Annotated in this window: 25 protein-coding genes; 24 read left to right on the top strand and 1 reads right to left on the bottom strand. The window is 46.0% G+C overall.

Annotated features, from left to right (window positions below; genetic code table 11):
* The first annotated feature begins 4 nt into the window (after positions 1-4).
* The 8 genes from sdaAA (at position 5) to rnc (ending at position 7,767) form a co-directional block, all read left to right on the top strand.
* On the top strand, positions 5-892 hold the full coding sequence (sdaAA, locus tag E2L07_RS09940; protein WP_134229493.1) for an L-serine ammonia-lyase, iron-sulfur-dependent, subunit alpha: 888 nt from the start codon (positions 5-7) through the stop codon (positions 890-892).
* The gene (gene recG, locus E2L07_RS09935; RefSeq protein ID WP_134229492.1) at positions 889-2,937 is read left to right on the top strand and encodes an ATP-dependent DNA helicase RecG; all 2,049 of its coding nucleotides are present in this window, start codon (positions 889-891) and stop codon (positions 2,935-2,937) included. The genes sdaAA and recG overlap by 4 nt, the downstream gene beginning before the upstream one ends.
* 146 nt (positions 2,938-3,083) lie before the next feature.
* The gene (gene fapR, locus E2L07_RS09930; protein ID WP_134229491.1) at positions 3,084-3,638 is read left to right on the top strand and encodes a transcription factor FapR; all 555 of its coding nucleotides are present in this window, start codon (positions 3,084-3,086) and stop codon (positions 3,636-3,638) included.
* Positions 3,639-3,653: 15 nt separating this feature from the next.
* Complete coding sequence (plsX, locus tag E2L07_RS09925; RefSeq protein ID WP_134229490.1) at positions 3,654-4,667, top strand: phosphate acyltransferase PlsX; 1,014 nt, start codon at positions 3,654-3,656, stop codon at positions 4,665-4,667.
* A gap of 4 nt (positions 4,668-4,671) precedes the next feature.
* Positions 4,672-5,613 carry an ACP S-malonyltransferase gene (fabD, locus tag E2L07_RS09920; protein ID WP_134229489.1) on the top strand — a complete coding sequence of 314 codons (942 nt, stop codon included), beginning with the start codon at positions 4,672-4,674 and terminating at the stop codon, positions 5,611-5,613.
* Between the two features lie 3 nt (positions 5,614-5,616).
* Positions 5,617-6,357, top strand: a complete 741-nt coding sequence (gene fabG / locus E2L07_RS09915; RefSeq protein WP_010898642.1) for a 3-oxoacyl-[acyl-carrier-protein] reductase — start codon at positions 5,617-5,619, stop codon at positions 6,355-6,357.
* Positions 6,358-6,440: 83 nt separating this feature from the next.
* Positions 6,441-6,674 carry an acyl carrier protein gene (acpP, locus tag E2L07_RS09910; protein ID WP_010898641.1) on the top strand — a complete coding sequence of 78 codons (234 nt, stop codon included), beginning with the start codon at positions 6,441-6,443 and terminating at the stop codon, positions 6,672-6,674.
* Positions 6,675-6,975: 301 nt separating this feature from the next.
* Positions 6,976-7,767 carry a ribonuclease III gene (gene rnc, locus E2L07_RS09905; protein WP_134229488.1) on the top strand — a complete coding sequence of 264 codons (792 nt, stop codon included), beginning with the start codon at positions 6,976-6,978 and terminating at the stop codon, positions 7,765-7,767.
* Between the two features lie 325 nt (positions 7,768-8,092).
* Here rnc and E2L07_RS09900 read toward each other — a convergent pair whose 3' ends face one another.
* Entirely contained in the window at positions 8,093-8,314 is a 222-nt protein-coding gene (locus E2L07_RS09900; protein ID WP_010898639.1) for a DUF1128 domain-containing protein, read from the bottom strand.
* A gap of 166 nt (positions 8,315-8,480) precedes the next feature.
* Between E2L07_RS09900 and smc the strand changes: the two genes are divergently transcribed.
* From smc to E2L07_RS09820, 16 genes are all read left to right on the top strand, one after another.
* A complete protein-coding gene (gene smc, locus E2L07_RS09895; RefSeq protein WP_134229487.1) occupies positions 8,481-12,047 on the top strand; it encodes a chromosome segregation protein SMC in 3,567 nt (1,188 codons plus the stop codon).
* A 16-nt stretch (positions 12,048-12,063) separates the two neighbouring features.
* Complete coding sequence (gene ftsY / locus E2L07_RS09890) at positions 12,064-13,056, top strand: signal recognition particle-docking protein FtsY (protein WP_010898637.1); 993 nt, start codon at positions 12,064-12,066, stop codon at positions 13,054-13,056.
* Positions 13,057-13,191: 135 nt separating this feature from the next.
* Positions 13,192-13,521: a putative DNA-binding protein gene (locus tag E2L07_RS09885; protein WP_010898636.1), complete on the top strand. Its 330-nt coding sequence runs from the start codon at positions 13,192-13,194 to the stop codon at positions 13,519-13,521.
* 12 nt (positions 13,522-13,533) lie between these two features.
* Positions 13,534-14,889: a signal recognition particle protein gene (gene ffh, locus E2L07_RS09880; RefSeq protein ID WP_053430939.1), complete on the top strand. Its 1,356-nt coding sequence runs from the start codon at positions 13,534-13,536 to the stop codon at positions 14,887-14,889.
* Positions 14,890-14,988: 99 nt separating this feature from the next.
* On the top strand, positions 14,989-15,261 hold the full coding sequence (gene rpsP / locus E2L07_RS09875; RefSeq protein ID WP_010898634.1) for a 30S ribosomal protein S16: 273 nt from the start codon (positions 14,989-14,991) through the stop codon (positions 15,259-15,261).
* A gap of 25 nt (positions 15,262-15,286) precedes the next feature.
* Positions 15,287-15,517, top strand: a complete 231-nt coding sequence (locus tag E2L07_RS09870; protein WP_010898633.1) for a KH domain-containing protein — start codon at positions 15,287-15,289, stop codon at positions 15,515-15,517.
* An 86-nt stretch (positions 15,518-15,603) separates the two neighbouring features.
* Entirely contained in the window at positions 15,604-16,020 is a 417-nt protein-coding gene (locus E2L07_RS09865) for a YlqD family protein (RefSeq protein ID WP_010898632.1), read from the top strand.
* Positions 16,013-16,534 (top strand): ribosome maturation factor RimM, encoded by a 522-nt coding sequence (gene rimM / locus E2L07_RS09860; protein WP_010898631.1) that lies wholly within the window; start codon positions 16,013-16,015, stop codon positions 16,532-16,534. The genes E2L07_RS09865 and rimM overlap by 8 nt, the downstream gene beginning before the upstream one ends.
* A complete protein-coding gene (gene trmD, locus E2L07_RS09855; protein ID WP_134229486.1) occupies positions 16,531-17,271 on the top strand; it encodes a tRNA (guanosine(37)-N1)-methyltransferase TrmD in 741 nt (246 codons plus the stop codon). The genes rimM and trmD overlap by 4 nt, the downstream gene beginning before the upstream one ends.
* Before the next feature lie 136 nt (positions 17,272-17,407).
* Entirely contained in the window at positions 17,408-17,752 is a 345-nt protein-coding gene (gene rplS, locus E2L07_RS09850) for a 50S ribosomal protein L19 (RefSeq protein ID WP_010898629.1), read from the top strand.
* A 799-nt stretch (positions 17,753-18,551) separates the two neighbouring features.
* Complete coding sequence (locus tag E2L07_RS09845; RefSeq protein WP_003320755.1) at positions 18,552-19,835, top strand: IS110 family RNA-guided transposase; 1,284 nt, start codon at positions 18,552-18,554, stop codon at positions 19,833-19,835.
* 525 nt (positions 19,836-20,360) lie between these two features.
* Complete coding sequence (gene ylqF / locus E2L07_RS09840; RefSeq protein ID WP_134229485.1) at positions 20,361-21,215, top strand: ribosome biogenesis GTPase YlqF; 855 nt, start codon at positions 20,361-20,363, stop codon at positions 21,213-21,215.
* A 106-nt stretch (positions 21,216-21,321) separates the two neighbouring features.
* Positions 21,322-22,113, top strand: a complete 792-nt coding sequence (locus E2L07_RS09835) for a ribonuclease HII (protein ID WP_134229484.1) — start codon at positions 21,322-21,324, stop codon at positions 22,111-22,113.
* Between the two features lie 23 nt (positions 22,114-22,136).
* On the top strand, positions 22,137-23,864 hold the full coding sequence (locus E2L07_RS09830) for a hypothetical protein (protein WP_134229483.1): 1,728 nt from the start codon (positions 22,137-22,139) through the stop codon (positions 23,862-23,864).
* The gene (locus E2L07_RS09825) at positions 23,861-24,139 is read left to right on the top strand and encodes an EscU/YscU/HrcU family type III secretion system export apparatus switch protein (protein WP_134229482.1); all 279 of its coding nucleotides are present in this window, start codon (positions 23,861-23,863) and stop codon (positions 24,137-24,139) included. Before E2L07_RS09830 ends, E2L07_RS09825 begins: the two co-directional genes overlap by 4 nt.
* A gap of 147 nt (positions 24,140-24,286) precedes the next feature.
* A complete protein-coding gene (locus E2L07_RS09820) occupies positions 24,287-24,472 on the top strand; it encodes a hypothetical protein (RefSeq protein WP_134229481.1) in 186 nt (61 codons plus the stop codon).
* Positions 24,473-24,798: the final 326 nt, after the last annotated feature.

Genomic DNA, 24,798 nt, shown 5'->3' with positions numbered 1-24,798 from the left:
GTGAATGTTTCGCAATGTAGCTGAACTTGTGGAGCTAGCAGAATCACAAGCGATTCCCATTTCCGAGGTTATGATTCGACAGGAAATCGAAGTGACCGAGCGATCGCGTGAAGCGATTATCGAACAGATGGAAAATCACTTAGACGTGATGGAAAAGGCCGTAAGACGAGGGATTACGGAGCAAGTGCGCTCGGTTTCTGGTTTGACAGGGGGCGATGCGGTACTGCTGCAAGATTATCTAGAGAAGGGGAACTATTTATCGAGTGAAACGGTTCTTGATGCTGTCAGCAAAGCGGTGGCGACAAATGAAGTAAATGCAGCGATGGGTACGATCTGTGCGACGCCAACAGCTGGGGCGTCCGGCGTTGTACCAGGTGTCCTGTTTGGCATGGAAAAACGGTTATCTCCTACGAAAGAACAAAAAGTTCGCTTTTTATTTACGTCAGGCGCCTTTGGCTTTGTCGTTGCCAACAATGCGTCGATTTCAGGTGCTGCTGGTGGCTGTCAAGCTGAGGTTGGATCTGCGACAGGTATGGCTGCGGCCGCCCTTGTAGAGCTTGCAGGGGGAACGCCAAGTCAATCGGCGGAAGCGATGGCGATTGCGTTGAAAAATATGTTAGGCCTTGTCTGTGATCCTGTGGCCGGACTTGTGGAAGTCCCATGTGTGAAACGTAATGCAATTGGCGCCTCCATTGCGATTACGGCTGCGGACATGGCGCTTGCTGGAATTCAGAGCAGGATTCCAACCGACGAAGTGATTGATGCGATGTATAAAATCGGTCAGGCGATGCCTGTAGCATATAAAGAAACGGCACAGGGAGGGTTGGCGGCAACTCCGAAGGGTCGCGAGCTAGAGGCGAAAATTTTCGGAGTGGCCCTCGATAAAAAATGAATCAGTTGAGGAGTTTACCGGTTATGGAAGTAAGGGGGATCGGGGATGAAACAGCCAAACAGTTGGCCTCCTTACAGCTATACTCTGTTTTTGATTTGCTTGAGCACTTTCCTTTTCGTTATGAAGACTATCAAGTCCGTCCGATTGAAGAGATTAAGCATGACGAACGGGCAACAGTTGTCGGCACCGTGCAAAGTGAGCCAACTGTCCGCTATTACGGAAAAAAGAAAAATCGGATGTCGGTTCGCGTACTTGTCGGTCATGTGCTTTTAACGGCCGTGTTTTTTAACCGAGCATTTTTAAAGCAGCAGCTTAAGGTCGGCCAGGAAGTGACGTTGACCGGGAAATGGGATCAACATCGACTCACATTAACGGTCAATGAAGTTAAACAAGGAAACCATACGGAAAGAGCAACCGTTGAGCCCATTTACTCAGTATCTGGAAAGCTGACAAGTAAAACATTGAAAAAGTATATACACGTAGCGTTACGTCAGTTTGGAGAGCAAATCACCGACCCGCTCCCACCTGAGATAAGGGAACGGTACAAACTTGTGTCAAAGCGAGAAGCCGTTGTCCATTTGCACATGCCGTCCGATCGGGAAGCACTAAAACAAGCACGGAGACGGATGGTATATGAAGAATTTCTTTTCTTCCAGCTCAAGATGCAGGCGTTTCGCAAAGTGAACCGAGAGCAATCGAATGGTCGAGCTGTGAAGGTGAACGAGCAAAAGGTGGATCAATTTATTGCAGCTCTTCCTTTTTCGCTTACAGAAGCGCAAGAAAAAGTCGCAGGTGAAATTCTCACGGATATGAGCTCCCCTTATCGGATGAATCGTTTGCTACAAGGTGATGTAGGCTCAGGGAAAACGGTCGTCGCTGCCATTTGCATGTTCGCTGCAGTCACGGCCGGAAAGCAAGCGGCACTGATGGTTCCGACTGAAATTTTAGCGGAACAGCATGCTCAATCGCTAGAACGATTGTTTGCGCCGAGCGGTGTTCGTTTGGCCCTTTTGACCGGTTCTGTGAAAGGAAAACGCAGACAAGCAGCGGTAACGGCGGTTAAGGCAGGTGATGTGGACGTCGTCATCGGCACCCACGCCTTAATTCAAGACGATGTGGCCTTTCATGATCTCGGCCTTGTTATCACAGATGAACAGCACCGATTTGGTGTCGAGCAACGGCGGGCGTTGCGCGATAAAGGAGCCTACCCTGACGTCTTATTCATGACGGCAACGCCTATTCCTCGAACGTTGGCCATTTCGGCGTTTGGTGATATGGATGTGTCGATCATCAATCAAATGCCGGCTGGACGTAAGGAGATCGAAACGTATTGGGCGAAGCACGATATGCTGACAAGGGTTCTTGACTTTATGGAAAAAGAGCTGGCGAAGGGTCGACAAGCGTATGTCATTTGCCCACTAATTGAAGAGTCAGAAAAGCTTGACGTACAAAATGCGATTGACGTTCACTCTATTTTGCAACAGCATTTTGAACCGAGGTTCCAAGTAGGCTTAATGCACGGGCGACTTCATCCATCGGAAAAGGATACGGTGATGACCGCATTTAGTGAAAACAAGATTCACATTCTCGTATCCACTACGGTCGTAGAAGTTGGGGTGAACGTTCCAAATGCAACGATCATGGTCATTTATGATGCGGAACGATTCGGATTAGCCCAGCTACACCAATTAAGAGGCAGAGTCGGACGAGGGGAGCATCAGTCGTATTGCATTTTGCTTGCTGATCCTAAATCGGAGGTTGGGAAAGAACGAATGCGCATCATGACAGAAACGAATGATGGCTTCACCCTTTCGGAAAGAGATTTAGAGCTTAGGGGACCTGGAGACTTTTTTGGCGCAAAGCAGAGCGGGCTACCTGATTTTAAAGTGGCGGATGTGGTTCATGATTACCGAGCACTCGAAACGGCTAGACAAGATGCAGCTACACTTGTGAACAGTAAAACTTTTTGGTCAGATCCGAAATACCGTGAGCTTGTCACCTATTTGCAGGCCGAGGGTGTTTTGGATGGAGAGAAGCTTGACTAAAACTTGTTGAAAAAAACAAGGCTTAATTATATACTACTCTTAGTACCTAGTCATATGTTTAGATTGGGAGAAACTGGTTGACGTTCGTATAAGGACTGATCATAATGATGAAAATAATTCAAGTGTGATACGGTGGTCGGTAGCACATGAAACGAAAAAAACAAGATAGGCAACGTCATTTGAAAGAAACGATCGATGCTAATCCGTTTATTACGGATGAGGCGCTGGCGGATCGGTTTGGTGTCAGCATCCAGACGATTCGCCTTGATCGCATGGAACTCTCGATCCCAGAGTTAAGAGAGCGCATTAAAGATGTTGCGCAAAAACAGCTGGATGAAGTCAAAGCCCTTCCGATGGAAGAAGTATTTGGTGAAATCGTGGATTTGCAGTTAGACGAGCGAGCGATTTCCATCCTGGATGTGAAAAAGGAGCATGTTTTTTCACGTACTGGAATTGCGAGAGGTCATTATTTGTTTGCCCAGGCAAACTCTCTTGCGGTCGCCATCATTGATGATGATCTAGCGTTAACGGCAAAAGCGACAATTCGCTTCACTCGGCAAGTAAAAGCTGGTGAGCGTGTGGTTGCAAAAGCAGAAGTGCAAAAAGTAGAGCGGGATCGAACCTTAGTGGTTGTTAACAGCTTTGTGGGGCAGGAGCTCGTATTTTCAGGAGATTTCCTGATGTACCGTTCTGCTCAATAGAATGGAGAGGTTCAGATGAAAATAGCCTTAGACGTTATGGGTGGAGATCACGCCCCAGAAGCACATGTGGAGGCGGCGATAAAAGCGGTGAAAGCATTCCCTGACTTAACGATAACACTTGTCGGGAATGAAGAGGAGATCCGTCCTTTGCTTCCTGCTAATGATCCGAGGTTACCGATCTTACATACGACGGAGAAAATTGAAGACACTGATCAACCGACAACAGCAGTGCGTCGTAAAAAGGATTCGTCTATGGTGTTAGCCGTTCGAGAAGTAAAAGAGGGGCGGGCAGATGCTGTCATTTCCTCTGGGAATACAGGAGCGCTTATGACAGCAGGCCTCTTGTATGTAGGCAGAATCCAAGGGATTGACCGGCCAGCCTTAGCCCCTATGTTACCTACCCTCGATGAGAAAGGGTTCCTTCTTCTCGATGTAGGAGCGAATATGGATGGAAAGCCGGAGCATTTGTTACAATATGCGATCATGGGTAATACATATATGGAAATGGTGCGGGGCATCAAGCAGCCGAGAGTTGGTCTGTTAAATGTCGGCACGGAAGCTGGAAAAGGGAATGAATTAACGAAGGCAGCATTTCCTCTACTCGAGGCGGGACCTTTTCATTTTATCGGTAACGTGGAAGCGCGAGAATTGTTGAACGGGGCTTGCGATGTTGTCGTTTGCGACGGTTTTTCAGGGAATTTGGTGTTAAAAAGTGTGGAAGGCATAGCAGGATCAATGTTTTCTTTGTTGAAGAGAGAACTAACGAAAACGTTTATAAGCAAATTGGCTGTCGCTCTATTAAAAGGCCGATTTAAAGAGATCAAACAAGTCATGAGCTACTCCGAATATGGTGGGGCTTCGTTGTTCGGTTTGAAGGCGCCAGTCATAAAAGCGCATGGTTCATCTGTGGCATCCTCCGTTTATCATACGATTGCCCAGGCGTACGAAATGGTCAATCAGCAAGTGACGACGATCATAAAAACAGAAGTTGCCAAGGCGACAAAAGGTAGCGAAGAAAAGGGAGAGTGAGACGATGGCAAAAGTAGCATTTCTATTCCCAGGTCAAGGCTCACAGTCTGTCGGCATGGGGAGCGAATTACTTTCAGAGGAAAAAGCAAAAGAGATTTTTGACGAGGCGGATGAAAGACTCGGCTATTCCCTTTCAAGCATTATGTTTGAAGGGCCAGAAGAAAAATTGCGCCGGACGGAAAATACGCAACCGGCCTTGTTGACGATGAGCACGGCCGTTTTATCGCTCGTGCGTGAATATGGAATCAAACCTGATTATACAGCCGGTCATAGTCTAGGGGAGTACAGTGCCCTTGTGGCTTCAGGCTCTTTAACGTTTGCCGATGCTGTGTACGCTGTTCATCACCGTGGATTGTTTATGGAAGAAGCGGTACCATTCGGCGAAGGAGCAATGGCTGCCATCCTTGGCATGGAGCGGGACGAATTAGAACAAGTAACGAAGCGCGTAACAGAAGCAGGGGCTGTCGTTGAACTTGCAAACTTAAACTGTCCTGGACAAATTGTCATCTCAGGTTCTGCTGAGGGTGTCGAACAAGCATCAGAGGAATCAAAGGAAGCAGGGGCGAAGCGAGTGATCCCATTGCAAGTGAGCGGACCGTTTCATTCATCGCTTATGAAACCGGCTGCCGAAAAGCTTGAAGCCGTGTTAGCCGATTTGGCAATCGCTGATGCCGCTCCACCTGTTATTGCCAATGTGACAGCAGATCTCGTTCAAAAAGCCGCTGACATTCGCTCATCTCTCATTGAGCAAGTGTACTCTCCAGTTCGTTGGGAGGACACTGTTCGTCGCATGCTTGAGCTCGGAGTGGATACGTTCGTGGAAATCGGATCAGGAAATGTGCTCTCAGGCCTCGTCCGCAAAGTACAGCGCCGGGTTAATGTTTTTTCTGTGAGTGATCGGGCAAGCATTGAAGCGATGGTAAAAAAATTGGAACAGGAGGCATAAGCGATGCTACAAGGAAAAACAGCGATTGTTACAGGGGCATCTCGCGGAATTGGCCGAGCAACAGCGATGGAACTGGCACGTCATGGAGCGAATGTCGTGGTCAATTATGCAGGGAATAAGGAGAAAGCGGAAAAAGTCGTTGCTGAGATTAAAGAACTCGGAGTGGAGGCAATTGCGATCCAAGCCGATGTAGCTGACAGTGAGTCGGTCCAAGCAATGGTCAAAGAGACGATCGATACTTTCGGTGCAGTCGATATTCTCGTCAACAACGCAGGGATTACAAGAGACAACCTATTTATGCGCATGAAAGAAGAAGATTGGGATGCGGTGATCGATACGAATTTAAAAGGAGTTTTCCACTGTTCGAAAGCTGTTACACGACCGATGATGAAGCAGCGGTTTGGGCGAATCATTAACGTATCGTCTGTTGTTGGTGCCATTGGGAATGCTGGACAAGCGAACTATGTTGCGGCCAAAGCAGGTGTCATTGGCTTAACGAAAACACTTGCCCGTGAGCTTGCTAACCGTAATATTACGGTAAATGCGGTCGCTCCAGGGTTTATCGAAACAGATATGACCGGTGAATTGCCGGAAGATGTCAAAGCACAAATGCTAGGGCAAATTCCCCTTGCTCGTCTAGGACAGCCTGAGGAAGTGGCAAAAGCGGTTCGTTTCTTAGCGTCCGACGATGCTTCTTACTTAACAGGACAGACGATCCATGTAAATGGCGGAATGGTCATGTAACGAAAGGATCTTGACAGGATGTTTCAACTTTAGCTAAAATGCTTCTAGCTTATAGAAGCGCATTTTGAGAGGAGGTGAACATAATGGCAGATACATTATCTCGTATCACTAAAATTGTCGTTGATCGTCTTGGGGTTGATGAGGCGGAAGTGAAGCCAGAAGCTTCATTTAAAGATGATTTAGGAGCGGATTCTCTTGATGTTGTTGAGCTCGTAATGGAGCTAGAAGATGAATTCGATCTTGAAATTTCAGATGAAGAAGCAGAAAAAATTGCGACGGTTGCTGATGTGGTTGAATACATAGAAGGCCGTCAGTAAGTTTAACAGGTCCCATGTGTTTATATGGGACCTCCTTTTCTACAACATGCTTTTCTCGTTTTATCCCGTTAACTAGCGTTAGGACTTTCATTTTAAGGCTTCAAGCAGTAAAAAAACGAAGTAAACGTGGATAGAACTGGATTAAAATGTCACAGCGAGTGACAATATCTGTGTGAACAGCGTCGTGCTGGCCACAGAAACAACCGATTGATTTAACTAACATTCAGTGGTGATTGAAAAAACTCACTGAATGGAGTTTCACTTTATCGTGAAAACTGTCCTATCGTTTTTGGAGGTCGACATGCCACATTCGAAAAACCAACGCAAGCATAGACATCATTCGCATTCAGAGCGGAGACGACAACCGAAACGTTTAACGCTCACAGCAAAACAGCAGCAAATGTTCGATGAGCTCCTCCGCACGCTGAATCTAACGTTTGCCAATAAAAAACTTTTGGTTCAAGCATTTACCCATTCATCCTATGTGAATGAGCATCGAATTCAATCATGTAAAGATAACGAACGTCTGGAATTTCTCGGAGATGCCGTTTTGGAATTGGCGGTATCGCAATATCTCTATAAGGCGTTTGAACAGATGAGTGAAGGGGATATGACCAAATTACGTGCTTCGATCGTCTGTGAGCCATCCCTTGCCCAATTGGCAGAGGAGCTCCATTTTGGGGAGCTTGTGTTACTTGGGAAAGGGGAAGAAATGACGGGAGGGCGTAAGCGTCCCGCGCTATTGGCTGACGTATTTGAATCGTTTGTCGGAGCTCTTTATTTAGACCAAGGAATGGACGCAGTGTATTTGTTTTTAGAGCGAACGATTTACCCGAAAATTAGTGAAGGTGCTTTTTCTCATATGATGGATTTTAAAAGTCAGCTGCAGGAGTTCATACAGCGAGATAATTTGGGTCACATCCACTATGAAATTGTCCAAGAGCGGGGTCCTGCCCATAACAGGGAGTTTGTTTCAGAAGTCGTTTTGAACAATGAGACGCTCGGAATCGGTACAGGTCGCTCAAAGAAAGAGGCCGAGCAACATGCTGCCCAGCAAGCATTAATTACATTGAGTCAAAAGAAGGAGCAATAACAAGAGGCTCAGGCAAAACTGGCCAAACGTATTAAAAAAGTTCGGGCTTTTTTATTTTGATGATCCGAACCTTTTTGTTGTTGATTCATGGATCGTCTGTTGTTAGTCGCATCAAGCGAGTGGCTTTTAAAACAATCACCCCATCTAAAATAACACCTAAAAAAAGAGTGGCACTCATCGTCGCGGTGAGTGCCACTCCTACTGTATTTTGTCCTAGCCCTTTTTCGCACCATTAACAGTGAGTGAGCCAAAAAGGCATGGAAACACGATATAAAAGGCTAGGAAAACTGGTGGTAAGCTAAGTCTTTTTAATTATAGACGTCTGTTATTTGCGAAGCCTTCCTAGCTCGACGGCGATCGCATCCATTTCGCTGACGCTGAAGTTGTTTTTCTTTTTAATCATGTCATAAATGTCTCGTAAGTCCTCGTAGCGGCTCATATCCACACTATCTGGGTTGAGAACAGACCCATTTACAACTTGGAGCTTCTTTTTAATTTCCTCGATCATAAACACGACATTTTCTCGGCTTTCCTCGTTTAAATTCATGGTCACAGTCCTTTCTTTAAGTAATGAACTAATTATGCAACATCGTATCATACCTAAGACGTTTTGTCTTATTGATTTTATACGTAAAAACAGCTTGTTTGATTCGATTCCATTGGTCTTCGCTCTATGATAAAATAAATAGGCTGTAGAAAGTGAGGTTTGAACGATGTTCCTCAAACGTTTAGAAATTGTCGGATTTAAATCATTCGCCGAACAAATGACCGTTGAGTTCGTAAAAGGTGTAACAGCGGTTGTTGGCCCAAATGGAAGTGGAAAAAGCAATATTTCAGATGGCATTCGCTGGGTGCTCGGTGAACAGTCGGCAAAGTCGCTCCGAGGGTCAAAAATGCAAGATATTATTTTTGCAGGAAGCGATACACGAAAGCCATTGAATTTTGCTGAAATCAGTTTGGTGCTCGATAACGAGGACCAGCATATTCCGATCGACTATAGTGAAGTAAGTGTCACACGGCGTGTTTATCGTTCTGGAGAGAGCGAGTACTTATTGAACCGTCAGCCATGCCGGTTAAAAGACATTGTCGATCTTTTTATGGACTCTGGCCTAGGACGAGAAGCGTATTCGATTATCGGCCAGGGGAAAGTGGAAGAAATTTTGAGCAGTAAGGCAGAGGATCGCCGCGTCATTTTTGAAGAGGCGGCCGGTGTGCTTAAATATAAAACGCGGAAGCAGCAAGCGGAAAAACGCCTCGATGACACACAGGAGAATCTGAATCGCGTCGAGGATATTCTTCATGAGCTTGAAGGCCAAGTCGAGCCTTTAAAAATTCAAGCATCAGTGGCAAAGGACTATTTAGAAAAGAAAAAAGAATTAGAGCAAGTTGAGATTGCCGTCCTTGTCTATGATATTGACCGGATACATACAGAGTGGAACAAAGCAAAGGAAGCTCTTGATCTATTAAAAGAACAACATCGAGCTTTAGAGCAGCAAATCAGCGAAAAAGAACAATCCGTGCAAGGATTGAAGCAACAGATCGCCCAATTGGATGAGGAAGCCCAAATAGCCCAGCAACAGCTTTTATCGGCAAGTGAAACATTAGAAAAACGCGAAGGCCGGAGAGATGTGTTGAAGGAGCGGCTCAAAAATGCTGCGGAAAATCGGGAGCAACTTTTGCAGACGATCCGTGAAGGTGAGGAGAAGGTCGCCTCCCTCAAAGTTCATTTAGCAAAAGAAGAAGAAGCGAAACAAGAAGCTTACGAGCAAATGACTGCGCTTGAAGCAGAAATACGCAATCAAGAAAAAGCTCTTCACGGAAATGAAAAAGAACTGGAAGAAACGGTCGATCGGTTAAAATCTGATTACATTGAACTATTAAACGAACAAGCATCGCTGCGAAATGAGACGCGCTATTTAGAAGAGCAGTTGCAGCAGCTACAGCAAAAGCAGGAACGGCTCATCCGAGAAAATGAAGCGTATTTTCAAAAGCGAAAGGAACTGGAAGCACAGGAAGAGCAAGAGCGCATGCAGTTTGAAGCAAAGGAAAAACAGCTTCACCTTCTTGTGGACGAGTACCGGAACCAGCAGCGGAAGGTAGAGCAAGTAACTCGCGTCTACGAGCAAAAAGAAAAGCAACTGTACGAAGCGTATCAGCTCATCCAGCGATTAACGTCGCGGAAAGACGTTCTTGAAGAAATGCAAGCTGACTTCTCAGGTTTTTTCCAAGGGGTTAAAGAGGTGTTAAAAGCGCGCCACTCCACTTTAAAAGGAATTGTGGGTGCGGTCGCCGAACTCGTTACGGTGCCAAAGCCATATGAAACAGCGATCGAAATCGCCTTAGGTGGAGGAGCACAGCATATCGTTGTCGAATCAGAGCAGGCGGCGAGACAAGCGATTCAGTACTTAAAGCAGCAACGCTTTGGCCGAGCGACCTTTTTACCTCTTCCGGTCATGAAAGGGCGCGAGCTTCCAGCGGCCTCTATGCAATTGATTCAAGAACATGATGCATTTGTTGGGATTGCTAGTGAGCTTGTATCGTTTGATCAACGCTTCACGCCAGTCATTAGGAACTTGCTCGGTCACGTCATCGTAGCGAAAAGCTTAGAAGGAGCGAATGCTATAGCTAGGTTACTCCAACATCGTTACCGCATCGTCACCCTTGAAGGAGATGTGGTCAATCCTGGGGGTTCTATGACAGGAGGGAGTGTCAAACAAAAGCAACCCCCGCTTCTTGGCCGTCAGCGCGAGCTAGAAGAATTAACGGACAAACTAAAGCAACTAGAGAAGGCGGCGGCGAAATTAGAGCAGGAAGTTAAACAACAAAAAAACGAACGAACAGAATTGCAGCAATTGATCGAGGACTTACGCTTACAAGGGGAAGCTGCCCGGGCTGAAGTTGATGAAGCGAAAGAAACGTGGCAGGCGGTTACCTATGAAGTGAAGGCGATGCGCGAGCGTTTATCATTGGTCGACCGCGAGCATGAGTCGTTTACTGATGAAGAAACGCGAATTCGCGCTCGGCTTGCTGAATTAAAGCAATTGCTTACGAGTGCCGAACAGGAAGCGAGCAAGATGCAGCAAACGGTTGCGGAGATCGAAGGAAGGCTGAAGCAGAGCCAATCATCCAAGGAAGAGCGGCAGTCACAATTAACCGAATTGAAAATCCAGCTTGCAACGGCGAAAGAGCGGTATGGCAACATTGAAGAGCAACGAGCAAGGGTCTCTGAGCAGCTAGCTGAGGAAAAGGAAAAACTTCGGGAGCGAAAAGAAACGTTTCAGCTGTTGGAGACAGAGCTGTCACAAAGTACGAGTGGTGAGCTTTCCTTGGACGAGCAAATTGAAAAGAGTCGTCAAGAAAAAAGCGAGTTAAGCGAACATGTTGCCCACTTGCAAACGAAGCGGAAGGAGCTCGGAGGACAGCTTGAAGCAGAAGAACAGCTGTTGGCCGATCTAGGACGAAAACGTGCTTACATGTCAGAATCCAGTCGCGATGCCGAAGTGAAGGTGAACCGCCTAGACGTCGAGCTTGACAACCGTTTAAACCAGCTACGGGATGAGTATGAGCTAAGCTACGATCTAGCGAAAGTGGAATATCCATTAATGATGGAGATCGGAGAGGCGCGAACAAAAGTAAAGCTCATAAAACGAGCAATCGAAGAGCTAGGGACGGTGAATCTAGGGGCGATTGAAGAATACGAACGGGTAAGCGAACGCTATGAATTTTTAAAGGAACAGCAAGCAGACCTTGTCGAAGCAAAGGAAACGCTACACAATGTAATTGAAGAAATGGATGAGGAAATGACGAAGCGGTTCCATGATAGTTTTACAGAAATTCAAGCCCATTTTCGCGTCGTCTTTAAGGAATTGTTCGGCGGTGGAGAGGCTGATCTTGTGTTAACAGAGCCGGACCAGCTTCTGACAACGGGTGTTGACATTATGGCACGGCCACCTGGGAAGAAACGACAGCACCTCGGACTGCTTTCGGGTGGTGAGCGGGCGTTGACGGCGATCGCTCTCCTATTTTCGATTTTACGCTTTCGCCCCGTTCCGTTTTGTGTGCTTGACGAAGTGGAGGCTGCCTTGGATGAGGCGAATGTTAGCCGGTTTGCGAAATTTTTAAAGGACTTCAGTGATCAAACGCAGTTTATCGTTATCACCCACCGCAAAGGAACGATGGAAGAGGCAGATGTCCTTTATGGCGTGACGATGCAAGAGTCCGGGGTTTCTAGGGTGATCTCGGTCAAATTAGAAGAAACGAAAGAGTTAATCGAAAGCTAAGCTAGGAGGGAACGACATGAGCTTCTTTAAAAAGCTAAAAGAAAAAATCTCAACACAAACAACAGAAGTAACGGAGAAATTTAAGGCAGGGTTAGAAAAAACACGGGATTCCTTTGCGGGGAAAATGAATGACCTCGTCTATAAATATCGCAGTGTGGATGAAGACTTTTTTGAAGAACTAGAGGAAATATTAATCGGTGCCGATGTAGGTGTGACAACGGTTATGGATTTAGTGGAAGAATTGAAGGATGAGGTGCGCAGACAGAACATTAAAGACTCGAAAGACATCCAGCCGATCATTTCCGAAAAATTAGCCGAGCTTCTTGAAAAAGAGGGAGGCGAGACCGAGGTAAATCTTCAACCAGCTGGATTATCGGTTATCCTTGTGGTCGGGGTGAACGGTGTCGGAAAAACGACCTCAATCGGTAAGCTGGCCCATATGTATAAGCAACAAGGAAAAAAAGTAATCTTAGCCGCTGGCGATACGTTCCGAGCGGGTGCGATTGAACAGCTCGAAGTGTGGGGAGAACGGGCAGGCGTTGATGTCATAAAACAATCTGAAGGCTCTGACCCTGCAGCTGTAATGTTTGACGCGATTCAAGCAGCAAAATCGCGGGAAGCGGACATCCTCATATGCGATACAGCCGGACGATTGCAAAACAAAGTGAATTTAATGAAAGAATTGGAAAAGGTGAAACGGGTCATCTCCCGTGAAATCCCTGGTGCACCGCACGAGGTGTTGATCGCCCTTGATGCAACGACAGGACAGAACGCCATGTCGCAAGCCAAAACGTTCAAAGAAACGACCGACGTGACAGGAATCATCTTAACAAAATTAGATGGAACAGCGAAGGGGGGGATCGTCTTAGCAATCCGTCACGAGCTTGACATTCCGGTTAAGTTTGTCGGCCTTGGCGAAAAAATAGACGACCTCCAGCCATTTGATAGCGAGCAATTCGTCTATGGCCTCTTTAAAGACATGGTGGATGAAGAAGAGGGCAGAGAGTGAGGCCTTTATTCAATTGTTAAGAAAAAAACTTGACACGTAAATCTGATTACGGTAAGATGAGAACTCGTAAAGGAATTTCACTTAACAATGTGAATTTCGAGCGTGTTCGTCGAAGCTTCGTGAAGGGGTGAGGGTGTGCTTGATAAAACGTTGCGAATGAATTATCTATTTGATTTTTATCAGTCGCTGTTAACGGAAAAGCAACGAAAGTACATGTCACTCTATTATCTCGATGATTTTTCTCTCGGTGAAATTGCCGAAGAGTTTGATGTGAGCCGCCAAGCTGTTTACGATAACATCAAGCGGACGGAAGCAATGCTAGAAGAATATGAAGAAAAGCTTTCGCTACTTGCCAAATTCGAGAAACGTTCCGAGATATTGCAGCAATTGAAAGAAGCTGTTGACAAGCAAGCGACTTCTGAAGAGTTGATGGCGTTGCTTGAATCTCTTGATACGTTAGAGTAGGAGGCGACATGTATGGCGTTTGAAAGTTTAGCCGAGCGGCTGCAAGATACGTTGAAGAAAATTCGCGGAAAAGGGAAAGTAAGTGAACAAGACGTAAAAGAAATGATGCGTGAAGTTCGTCTGGCTCTCCTAGAAGCGGATGTAAACTTTAAAGTGGTGAAGCAATTCATCGCCAATGTGAAGGAAAAAGCCCTCGGTCAAGAAGTCATGAAAAGCTTGACACCTGGACAACAGGTCATCAAAGTCGTCAATGAAGAGCTGACGGCGTTGATGGGAGGTGAGCAAAGCAAAATTGCAGTTGCGAGCAAGCCGCCAACGGTCGTGATGATGGTCGGTCTTCAAGGGGCTGGGAAAACGACGACGACGGCGAAACTTGCCAACCATTTGCGGAAAAAGCACAACCGGAACCCGATTCTCGTCGCTGCCGATATTTATCGTCCGGCTGCGATTAAACAGCTTGAGACATTAGGTAAACAATTAAACATGCCTGTGTTTAGCCTCGGTGATCAAGTAAGCCCTGTTGAAATTGCGAAACAGGCGATCGAGCGGGCGAAAGAAGCGCATCACGACTATGTGCTCATCGATACAGCTGGACGTCTTCACATCGATGAAGAGCTGATGGATGAACTGCAACAAGTAAAGGAAGTGGCCAAGCCAGATGAAATCTTGCTCGTCGTTGATGCGATGACAGGGCAAGATGCGGTTAATGTGGCGGAAAGCTTCCATGAGCAGCTCGATGTTTCCGGCGTCGTTTTGACGAAGCTGGATGGGGATACTCGAGGCGGAGCTGCCCTCTCGGTTAAGGCGGTTACGAACACGCCGATCAAATTTGCCGGGATGGGTGAAAAGATTGACCAGCTCGAACCGTTCCACCCAGAGCGAATGGCTTCGCGGATTCTTGGGATGGGGGATGTGCTGACACTCATTGAAAAAGCGCAATCCACTGTCGATGAAGAAAAAGCGCGTGAACTTGAGAAAAAAATGCGCACAATGGACTTTACGTTCGATGATTTCTTGGAGCAACTCGACCAAGTGCGGAGCATGGGACCGCTCGATGAACTGCTCGGAATGATGCCAGGGATGAACAAAGCGAAAGGCTTGAAAAACTTGCAAGTGGACGAGAAGCAAATTAGCCGCGTTGAGGCGATTGTCCGTTCCATGACGAAGCAAGAGAAACAAGATCCTAGCATCATTAATGCGAGTCGTCGTCGACGGATCGCGAAAGGAAGCGGGACGGCGATTCAAGATGTCAACCGGCTGTTAAAGCAGTTTGAAGAGATGAAAAAGATGATGAAGCAAATGACGAACATGGCAGGCAAAGCCAAGAAGAAAGGGAAAGGCTTTGGAGGCTTTAAAATGCCGTTTTAATGTAGGTAACATATCCTTTTCTCTAGTTTTTCTTGAATGCTAGCGAAAAAGATGTTATTATAAAAAATTGTGTGAAATGATTTTGGAGGTGTCAAACGAATGGCAGTAAAAATTCGTTTAAAACGTATGGGTTCTAAAAAAGCCCCATTCTATCGTGTTGTTGTAGCAGACTCTCGTTCTCCGCGTGATGGACGTTTCATTGAGGAAATTGGAACATACAATCCACTCACGCAACCAGCGAAGGTTGAGTTGAAAGAAGACCGTGCGCTTGACTGGATGTTAAAAGGTGCTAAGCCTTCTGACACGGTTCGTAACCTTTTCTCAAAAGCTGGTTTAATGGAAAAGTTACACAACGCAAAAAACGAAAAGTAATCGATAAAATGTAAAGGGGCCGATGATGAAAACGTTAGTAGAACATATCGCAATGGCGCTTGTGGATCATCCTGATGATGTTCGTGTTTCTGAGCACGATGATGGCCATTCTTTGCACATCGAGCTGTCGGTTCATCCGGATGATATGGGAAAAGTGATAGGGAAGCAAGGTCGCACAGCGAAGGCGTTACGTTCTGTCGTCTATGCAGCAGCGACAAAGCAAAAGAGGCGAGTTCGGTTAGACATCATCGATTAATCCTAAACATGACGGCAGAAAGGGTGAGGGGAAACCTCTCCCTTTTTGTCTATTCTCTCGATCTAGAGAAGCTCTTGAGGTGAGCGATGAAAATTTTGCGAACAGTTCAAGTAAAAGAAGTGTTAACGGAAAAAAAGAAGCAGGAGCTATTGGAAGGGTTTCGTGCAGAAGAGGTACAGATCGAGAACGAGTTGAAGCAACTCTCGTTCCAGCTGCGCAAAGCGCTCCGGCAATATCAAGGAAATCTCGAGCGGGAAAGGCAGTTAAAAGAAACGTACCGTCAAGAGATGAATCAACGAGAAGAACGTCTGAAAACGGTTGCCTTCAAACGGCATCAAATGGAGAAGCTTCCGCTCGGATCGGAGCTGAAGGCCGGGACCGTAGAATCGATTTGTGAGGTTCAGGAAGGCGATCGCTGGGAACAATTAATGACAGAACCGGAGATCATCGTAAAAGATGGCGTAATTCATGAAGTACGAGAAGGAAGGAAAAGAGATGAGTAAATGGCTGAATGTAGGTAAAATCGTTAATACCCACGGTGTGCGCGGAGAGGTGCGCGTTCTCTCGACAACCGACTTTGAAGACGACCGTTTTTCCAGCGGTAAGACACTATATGTGATGCGCCCAAATCAGAATGAACGAGTGGCGGTGACGGTCGCATCCCATCGCAAGCATAAAAATTTTGATTTACTCTGCTTTGAAGGCTATCCTTCCATTAACGATGTGGAAGCTTTTAAGGGCGGCCGGTTGCAAGTGCCGATCGAGGACCGGCCTGAGCTAGGGGAAGGAGAATTTTTTTACCATGAGATCATCGGTTGCTCCGTTGTCACGATAGCTGGGGAAGAGCTAGGAAAGGTAAAGGAAATTTTATCCCCTGGCGCGAATGACGTTTGGGTCGTTCAATGCCGCAGAGGAGGTAAGGACTTGCTCATCCCCTATATTGAACAGGTGGTGAAGCAAGTTGATCTCGAGAAACAGCAGATTACGATTGAACCAATGGAAGGGCTGTTGGAATGAAGATCGATTTTCTCACATTGTTTCCCGAAATGTTTCAGGGCGTGCTTCACTCTTCAATTTTGAAACAGGCGCAAGAGAGAGGCGCGGTGTCCTTTCGCGTCGTTAATTTTCGTGAGTATTCGGAAAACAAACATAAGAAAGTAGATGACTATCCATATGGTGGTGGGGCTGGCATGGTGTTGAGCCCCCAGCCGTTATTCCATGCAGTTGAGGACCTGACAAAGAAAAGCGAGTCGACGCCGCGCGTCATTTTAATGTGCCCTCAAGGGGAGACATTTACCCAGCGGAAAGCAGAGGAGCTAGCACAGGCAGAGCACCTTATTTTGCTTTGTGGACACTACGAAGGCTATGACGAGCGGATTCGCTCTTACCTCGTCACCGACGAGCTTTCGATCGGTGATTACGTTTTAACAGGGGGAGAGCTTGGGGCGATGGTGATTGCCGACAGTGTAACTCGGCTTCTTCCAGCTGTCCTGGGCAATGAGACATCGGCGCAAACCGATTCGTTTTCCACAGGACTTCTGGAGCATCCTCAGTACACCCGGCCTGCTGATTTCCGCGGCTGGAAGGTTCCAGACGTTCTGCTATCAGGACACCATCAAAACATTGAGAGATGGCGAAAGGAACAGTCGTTAAAACGAACGCTTGAGCGGAGACCCGATTTACTAGAGGGACGAAAGCTAACGGAGGAAGAGCAGGAACTCCTTGACTCCATCCGTAAGCAACAGGAAAAATAACGTTGCTCCGAAATCTCTTGTTTTGTTCGAGAGAATATGGTATTATCTTCTTTGTGGCAATTGCCAGTATTACGATGTTCCGCTGCAGGGGTAGAAGCTGTCATGAGCATCTGTAGGGAAGGAGGGGAATTCTACGATGAACAACATTATCCGTGAAATAACAAACGAACAACTTCGCACAGATCTTCCTTCATTCCGTCCTGGAGACACATTGCGTGTGCACGTGAAGGTTATCGAGGGCTCTCGTGAGCGTATTCAGGTGTTCGAAGGTGTTGTGATCAAACGCCGTGGGACTGGCGTAAGTGAGACGTTTACTGTTCGTAAAATTTCTTACGGTGTAGGTGTTGAACGTACATTCCCATTACATTCACCGAAAATCGATAAGATTGAAGTGAAGCGTCGCGGTAAAGTACGTCGTGCAAAACTTTACTACTTGCGTAACCTACGCGGAAAAGCGGCTCGTATTAAAGAAATTCGATAATCGCGCAAACCAGCGGTAAATCAACGATCAAAAAGGGCGGTTCTCAAACGTGAGAGCCGTCTTTTTAATTAGGTGGGCTTTCATCATCTTGGACTTTATGAGCCAACTTAATAAAAAATATTCCGTTAAGCTGCCGTGGGACTTGTTGCTTTTCGGATAATAGGGATAAAGTATAGTATACTAAAGCTACCAATCCAAAAGAATAGCTACAATCTATGTTATTTTTCATAGCCATTCAGAATTAAAGGGTTCAGTAATTGATTTCTATGTTTTACTCGGGGAAGACCTTTTCTCAGCAGCCTTTATGATCTATTATTTTGGCGTTATTCTTCCACATTGATATTAGAGCCTCATACAGAGGTCCTTTCATTCCGCAACCGTTGGTACTTACCTATGATTGAACTAAACAGAGCTTCGAAACGATCGGATCTGCCGCCCGTTGACACCATTTTTCGCCAGTGGTATCCTTTTTAAGGTGCACGGACTTTTTATAAAGCATCCCATGTACATAGATCTGAAAGCAGGAGCTTATGAGAAAAGCTTGGCTTATCGCCAAGTTCTTTAGCGAAAGCGATTTTTTCTTATACTTTAGTCCATGCAAAAGTGAACCTTTTTAAAGTGTAAAAAAGCTCCTTTTTCTCATAATGAATACATACGACATTGTTCTATAGAAAGGAGCATTCCTGTAATGAAGAAATTTGAGGATTGAACAAAAAAGAGCCCTCTTGGTATTATACGAGGTGTCCAAAGCTTCGAAGCAAAAATGGACCCTTAAATTAGTAACCAAGGAGGACTCGTAATGAATTATACTCAAAATCACAAAATCTCGCAAATCACACCATCAACACTCATTATTGGCATTGATATTGCCAAAGACAAACATGTCGCACGTGCTCAAGATGATCGTGGATTAGACTTTGGAAAGCGTTTGATCTTTGAAAATCGAATCTTTGGCTTTGAAGCCCTCGTTGAGTGGGTAAAGCAACACCAAGAAAAACACAAGAAGAATCACGTCATTTTTGGCGTAGAACCAACAGGACATTATTGGAAGAGTCTTGCTTACTATCTAACGGCAAAAGGTTACGACTTTGTCGTCGTGAACCCAATGCACGTTAAGAAAAGTAAAGAACTTGATGACAATTCTCCAACGAAAAACGATACGAAAGACGCAAAAGTGATCGCCCAGTTAATCAAAGATGGGCGATACTCTGTACCAAACCTCTTAGATGGCATATATGCGGAACTAAGAGAATGCGTAAAAATTCGAGATCAGCTTACTGAACAATTAATGATCACAGAAGGTCGCATTCAAAATGTGATTCAACGCTACTTTCCAGAGTTTTTCGATGTGTTTGGAGATTGGGAAGGCAAAGCCGCTCTCTGTACCCTAAAGCTGTTTCCGTTCCCCTCTGATATTCATAAAAAGACACCAGAGAGGGTTCTTCAAGAATGGAAACCGTATGTCCAACGAGGAGTTGGCATTAAGCGCGCAACGAAGCTTGTAGAAACAGCCAAAAAGAGCATTGGAATTGAAGTAGGCTTGAAATTTGCCAAGTGTGAACTGAAGAATCTTATTGAGCAGTATGAGCTTTTTAAGCGGCAATTAGAAGAGTTGGATCAGGAATTAGAAGCCATCGTTGAAACATTACCTGGTGCCCAACAAATGATGAAAATTCCAGGCTTAGGGGCGGTGACTGTTGGATTATTCTTTGCGGAAGTTGGGGACATTTCAAAGTACTCTCATCCTCAACAATTAGTGAACTTAGCAGGGCTATCATTACGTGAGCACAGTTCAGGTAAATTTAAAGGGCAAACAAGGATTACAAAGCGAGGAAGGAAACGATTACGCCGAGCCTTATATTTAGCGATTCGTCCCCTTGTCGCCCATAATTCAACATTTAAAGCCCTGCATCACTATTACACCAAACGCCCTGAACGCCCTTTGAAAAAGCAACAATCTTTGATTGCCTTGTGTTGTAAGTTACTACGTGTGTTGTTTGTCATTGGTCAAAAACAGTGTGAATTTGATGGTTCAAGATTAATAAAAGATATTCCTCAAATGGATGGATTACAGGCAGTGTAACCTTAGAAAGCAGATCACCCAAAGTGGCTTGACACGGAGCCTCTGCGGGCATGGCTCCTTGGCGAAGCGGCGAGTCATCCAATGATTCGCCCATGGCTAAGGAAGCCTACCATGCCCGCCACTCCATGTAAAGCCGTGCATCATCTGTATACTTACAAATAACAAACACCAATAGTGCAGAGTCGGAGTTTATTTTCACCATACGGGCTTATGACCCAGCAAAGGAGCTTATCCGACCTCCACCTCATGGATACGCAGGACGAAGGAAGGTATGGATACCAATCCGGAGAGACATGGGAGGGTTAGCGACCGTGAGTAGCGTGGAGATTTATAGGCACGGTCATACTACTCAATTACCAAACTATACCAGTTTGGACGTTAGGATGGATTATCCCCTGTAAGAAATTTTAATTCGTTCTACTTCTATCCAGTAGTACTGGTGAGATTACTATTTGGTGTTAGTGAAATTTGGAGAATACACGAGTATTAGCGAGAAAATTAAACTTTATTGAGGGAGCGTAATCTATGACCATTCAATGGTTTCCAGGACATATGGCAAAGGCGCGCCGGGAAGTAACGGAAAAGCTAAAGCTCATCGACGTCGTGATTGAGCTATTGGATGCAAGGGTACCGTTATCGTCACGCAACCCGATGATGGACGAAATTGTTGCTCATAAGCCGCGCCTCGTCTTGTTAAATAAAGACGATTTAGCCGATCCGAGCAAAACAAAGGAATGGACCCGCTTTTTTGAAGAAGGCGGAGCGACCGTCCTTCCAATCAATGCCCAGACCGGACAAGGGGTTTCCCGAATCTCTTCAGCATGTCAAACATTGGCCCAAGCCTTGATCGAAAAGCAGCGAGCAAAAGGAATGAAGCCACGCGCCATTCGTGCGATGATTTTAGGAATTCCGAATGTAGGGAAATCAACGCTTATTAATCGGCTCGCATCGAAACGAATCGCCAAAGTCGGCGATCGTCCAGGTATTACGAAACAGCAGCAATGGATCAAGGTCGGAAAAGAGCTTGAACTTCTAGATACTCCGGGAATTTTATGGCCGAAGTTCGATGATCAAGCAACAGGCTTTCGGTTAGCTGCGACTGGTGCGATCAAGGACGAGCTGTTAGACTTTCAGGATGTGGCATTATTTGTCCTTCGTTACATGCGGGAGATGTATCCAGATCGCCTAATGGATCGTTACAAACTAAATGAGCTTCCGAAAGACGGTGTCACATTGTTTGATGCGATCGGGAAAAAACGAGGCCATTTATTGTCTGGTGGTTACATCGACTACGATAAAACAGCAGAAATGATTTTACGGGAATTACGGGCAGGGACGCTCGGAAGAATCACACTTGAAGTGCCGGGAAAGACCGTTTAGTGGCAAGTCACTAGACGGTTTTTTCTCGATCAATTAAAACCTTACGTCGGTGGGTAAAAACAGACATAAAATACGCCGATACCATACATAAGGAGAGTGGCTACCCGTGAGCAAACGGTTATCGATAAAAGAAATTGACGCACTGTTACGTCAAGGGGATGCGTCAATCGATGAAACCTTTTTAGCGATGCTAAAGGCTGATGAACGAAAAGGGGTGCAAAGTGCCCTGAAACGCTATGAACGTCAATTAGAAAAGGAGAAGGCCCTTTGGATGGAGCATGAAGAGATGCTCGCGTACGAGAAAGATCTTTGGGCCAAAGGATATGAGCATGTAGCAGGCTTGGACGAAGTTGGGAGGGGGCCGTTGGCTGGGCCGGTTGTGACCGCAGCTGTTATTTTGCCAAAAGACGTCCAGCTTCCAGGTTTGACCGATTCTAAAAAGCTAGCAAAAGAGACAAGGGAGTCTTTTTATGATCGGATAAAGGAAGTGGCGCTCGCGTGGAGTGTGGCGATTGTACCTGTTACTGTAATAGATGAGGTGAGTATTTATCAGGCGACGAAACAAGGGATGATGAGCGCCATCGACCAGCTATCTGTCAATCCAGACGCGCTCCTGCTTGATGCGATGAACTTGCCCCTCTCCCTCCCGCAACAATCGTTAATAAAAGGGGACCAAAAAAGCTTGTCCATCGCTGCAAGCTCGGTACTAGCGAAAGTGACGCGCGATCGTTACATGGCCGATTTGGCCAACCGTTATCCTGAATACGGATTCGAGCGCCACGTCGGCTACGGGACAGAAGAACATCTTGCGGCCTTGAACGCACACGGAATTACACCGGAGCACCGCCGTTCTTTCAGGCCTGTCCAGGAAACAGCGGCTACTAGACAAACATCGTAATTTTTTTATAGGGGGGTCGGGGAATGCTCGTTCAAGGATCGGCGTTTTCTCAAACCGAACGAACACAAGCACCAAGAACGATTCAGCTCTCACAGGGGCAAGTTGTCAAAGGAAAGATCGTTAAGCTGTTTCCGAATAACCTCGTCGCTTTGCAGCTCGGACGAATGACGTTAACGGCAAGATTAGAAGCAGCCCTATCTGCTGGAAAGGACTATTTTTTTCAAGTGCAAGAAGAAAGCAGTGGTGTTCCGCGGCTAAAAGTATTGTCACAGCAACCATTCCCCGTACAGGGAGATCAGGCGGGAATGATCAAGGAACTGCTTCAACAGCTAGGCCTAGCCCAGACGAAAACGAATGAATGGTTGGCTAGTCAGCTAACGGGGATGCGAATGCCGTTTACGAAAGGGACGATTGAAGCAGGAGCTCCAATCTTAACGACTGCTGGAATGTTAAATGAGGAAGGTGTTCGGTTATTACAAGGAATGCTCTTGCGACAGCTGCCGATAACCTCTGAAACATTTTCTGCCTACCGTGCCCTTCAAGAAGGCCCTCCGTTATCATCTCAGCTAACAGAGCTCATCCAGCAACTTCGCGCTCACCCCCAGCTTGAATCATACGGTGCACGAATGGAGGCGTTAATGCAAGACGGGAAGATTCCTCAAGGACGTTCACCGGTCATTGAGCTTTTGTCTATGGTAGCAAATGATCGACTTGAGCCGTCCGTTCGTGAAGGAGCTGTTCAACTTCTTAACCGTCTCGGTATCATGAATCAAGGAGAAACGAGAGAGTCGTTCTTCTCACGGTTCCAGCAAGCGCTCATGCGACCGGAAAACCGTGAAATCGTGCAGCAACTATGGCCGACATTAACGAATGAAATGGTTCGGGAGTTGGCACCGAGGGAGTTATTTCAGCGACTAATGGCAGAAGGGAGCATCCCACCTGGAGAAAAAGGTAGCCAACAACTGATCGCGTTAGTTCAGCTTTTGGGCTCAAAGGTGACTCCAGCTATGATCACCTCCTTCTTATCGGGAAACGGAGTGAATCTATCTCGAGAGGAGCAGCTTGCGTGGACCACTTCCTTTCAGCTTTCCTCCCCTCAGCAGCAGATAGGAGGGACAGGGACGAGCTCGCCAATCGCAGCCCAACTCATTCGTCTTTTACAAGCGCTCGGTTTGCAATATGAGCGAGAAGTAGGACAAAGCTTTCAACAAGGAACAGATCCACTCGCCAACGATCGGATGAAAGGCTTGCTGCTCCAGCTCATGCAGCAAGAACTTTCGCCAAAAATGAAAGAACGGCTCGAAGCGGTATTAAACCGAGTAACGGGGCATCAGCTTGTAGCGAGTGAAACGTCGGGGCCGATCACGCAAACGGCGATTCAGCTTCCGCTTATGCTTGGCAGTTTCCAGACCGATTTGACGATTCAATGGGAAGGAAAACGGCAGGCGGACGGTCAGCTAAGTCCCGACCATTGTCGAATATTGTTTTATTTATCGTTAGCGCATTTGAAGGAAACAATCGTCGATGTACAAATCCAGCATCGGATTTTAGCTGTTACGATTTTTAATGAACACCCGAAGCCTACCTTGTTAATGAGCGGGTTATTACCTGTCTTAAAAAGCGGATTAGAACGGCAAGACTATAGCTTGTCCTCCCTCGTCTGGAAAGAGATTGAGACTGAAAAAAAGAACGCCATTTCGTGGCAATCTCCGGAGAAAATAGGCTATCAAGGGGTGGACGTACGCATATGAGGCAACATGAGGAACGAAGGCAAGCAATGGCTGTTCGCTATAACCGAGAAAAGGAAAAAGCCCCCCGCATCATTGGAAAGGGGAAAGGACTTGTAGCAGATGAACTGATTAAACGAGCAGAAGAAGCGAAAGTCCCGATCCAAAAAGATCCTTCTCTTGTGGAGCTACTAGGCCAGCTAGAAATTAACGAAACGATACCTGAGGAGCTATATGAGGTAGTAGCGGAGCTGTTTGCGTTCATTTATCAAATCGATCAGCATTCTGATAAGTCTTAAACATGCTAGCCATTGTTCGTGTGCATACTAACGATGGCTAGCTTTTTTATATTTTACACGAAAGGAAACGATCGTCTCTAGTCAATAAAAACTGGTCGACAGGCGAGGTTTTCTAAGTGATCGACCTAACTGAAAGGAGGGAACTACGTGAAAAAACGGTATCGTCTCCAAGCAAGAGAGAGTAGATGGTTTCAAGAAGAGGTAGCCCCGGAGTTTGGTCACTATCCTTCGGTCCTTGAGAAGGATCGTACCGCAAAGGATATGGTGAAATGGATACGTGGAAAACGAAAAAAGGTAAAAAGGCGAAAGATAAATGAAAAAAAGGATAATTGATCCTGAATTATTCATACCTCGAACATAAATCAGGGTTTTAGGCCAAAAACGATTAGATTCCCGATCCCTTTGAAAGAATCATGGTTATTTTTCTTCTGAAAAGCATCTTTCTAGAATGAGGAGCGGAAAAATGCCTGTTTGTGGGCATACTTCTCCCTTGGTCTTAAATCGTGTTTTAAAAAACAGGATTTTTTGATTTTATCCTAGCTTTAGCTGTTGAATCCGCTGAAGTACTTTCCAGAAAAAATCTTGGTATACAAAACTAGAGGACAATTTAAAATGAAGGGATCGTCCTGATTTCACTAATTTACTAGCCACTTTAATGA

Origin of the sequence: Halalkalibacterium halodurans (assembly GCF_004376175.1) — a bacterium.
Taxonomy (GTDB): domain Bacteria; phylum Bacillota; class Bacilli; order Bacillales; family Bacillaceae_D; genus Halalkalibacterium; species Halalkalibacterium halodurans.
This window is presented reverse-complemented; position numbering and strand designations above follow the sequence as displayed.

What these genes read in the sequence shown, in the direction of transcription:
- E2L07_RS09900 (WP_010898639.1), bottom strand. Translation starts at nt 8,314, where the DNA reads ATGAATTTAAACGAGGAAAGCCGAGAAAATGTCGTGTTTATGATCGAG.
- fabG (WP_010898642.1), top strand. Translation starts at nt 5,617, where the DNA reads ATGCTACAAGGAAAAACAGCGATTGTTACAGGGGCATCTCGCGGAATT.
- E2L07_RS09830 (WP_134229483.1), top strand. Translation starts at nt 22,137, where the DNA reads ATGCTCGTTCAAGGATCGGCGTTTTCTCAAACCGAACGAACACAAGCA.
- acpP (WP_010898641.1), top strand. Translation starts at nt 6,441, where the DNA reads ATGGCAGATACATTATCTCGTATCACTAAAATTGTCGTTGATCGTCTT.
- fapR (WP_134229491.1), top strand. Translation starts at nt 3,084, where the DNA reads ATGAAACGAAAAAAACAAGATAGGCAACGTCATTTGAAAGAAACGATC.
- ylqF (WP_134229485.1), top strand. Translation starts at nt 20,361, where the DNA reads ATGACCATTCAATGGTTTCCAGGACATATGGCAAAGGCGCGCCGGGAA.
- rplS (WP_010898629.1), top strand. Translation starts at nt 17,408, where the DNA reads ATGAACAACATTATCCGTGAAATAACAAACGAACAACTTCGCACAGAT.
- recG (WP_134229492.1), top strand. Translation starts at nt 889, where the DNA reads ATGAATCAGTTGAGGAGTTTACCGGTTATGGAAGTAAGGGGGATCGGG.
- ftsY (WP_010898637.1), top strand. Translation starts at nt 12,064, where the DNA reads ATGAGCTTCTTTAAAAAGCTAAAAGAAAAAATCTCAACACAAACAACA.
- ffh (WP_053430939.1), top strand. Translation starts at nt 13,534, where the DNA reads ATGGCGTTTGAAAGTTTAGCCGAGCGGCTGCAAGATACGTTGAAGAAA.
- rnc (WP_134229488.1), top strand. Translation starts at nt 6,976, where the DNA reads ATGCCACATTCGAAAAACCAACGCAAGCATAGACATCATTCGCATTCA.
- smc (WP_134229487.1), top strand. Translation starts at nt 8,481, where the DNA reads ATGTTCCTCAAACGTTTAGAAATTGTCGGATTTAAATCATTCGCCGAA.
- E2L07_RS09870 (WP_010898633.1), top strand. Translation starts at nt 15,287, where the DNA reads ATGAAAACGTTAGTAGAACATATCGCAATGGCGCTTGTGGATCATCCT.
- E2L07_RS09825 (WP_134229482.1), top strand. Translation starts at nt 23,861, where the DNA reads ATGAGGCAACATGAGGAACGAAGGCAAGCAATGGCTGTTCGCTATAAC.
- rimM (WP_010898631.1), top strand. Translation starts at nt 16,013, where the DNA reads ATGAGTAAATGGCTGAATGTAGGTAAAATCGTTAATACCCACGGTGTG.
- trmD (WP_134229486.1), top strand. Translation starts at nt 16,531, where the DNA reads ATGAAGATCGATTTTCTCACATTGTTTCCCGAAATGTTTCAGGGCGTG.
- sdaAA (WP_134229493.1), top strand. Translation starts at nt 5, where the DNA reads ATGTTTCGCAATGTAGCTGAACTTGTGGAGCTAGCAGAATCACAAGCG.
- E2L07_RS09865 (WP_010898632.1), top strand. Translation starts at nt 15,604, where the DNA reads ATGAAAATTTTGCGAACAGTTCAAGTAAAAGAAGTGTTAACGGAAAAA.
- E2L07_RS09845 (WP_003320755.1), top strand. Translation starts at nt 18,552, where the DNA reads ATGAATTATACTCAAAATCACAAAATCTCGCAAATCACACCATCAACA.
- fabD (WP_134229489.1), top strand. Translation starts at nt 4,672, where the DNA reads ATGGCAAAAGTAGCATTTCTATTCCCAGGTCAAGGCTCACAGTCTGTC.
- plsX (WP_134229490.1), top strand. Translation starts at nt 3,654, where the DNA reads ATGAAAATAGCCTTAGACGTTATGGGTGGAGATCACGCCCCAGAAGCA.
- rpsP (WP_010898634.1), top strand. Translation starts at nt 14,989, where the DNA reads ATGGCAGTAAAAATTCGTTTAAAACGTATGGGTTCTAAAAAAGCCCCA.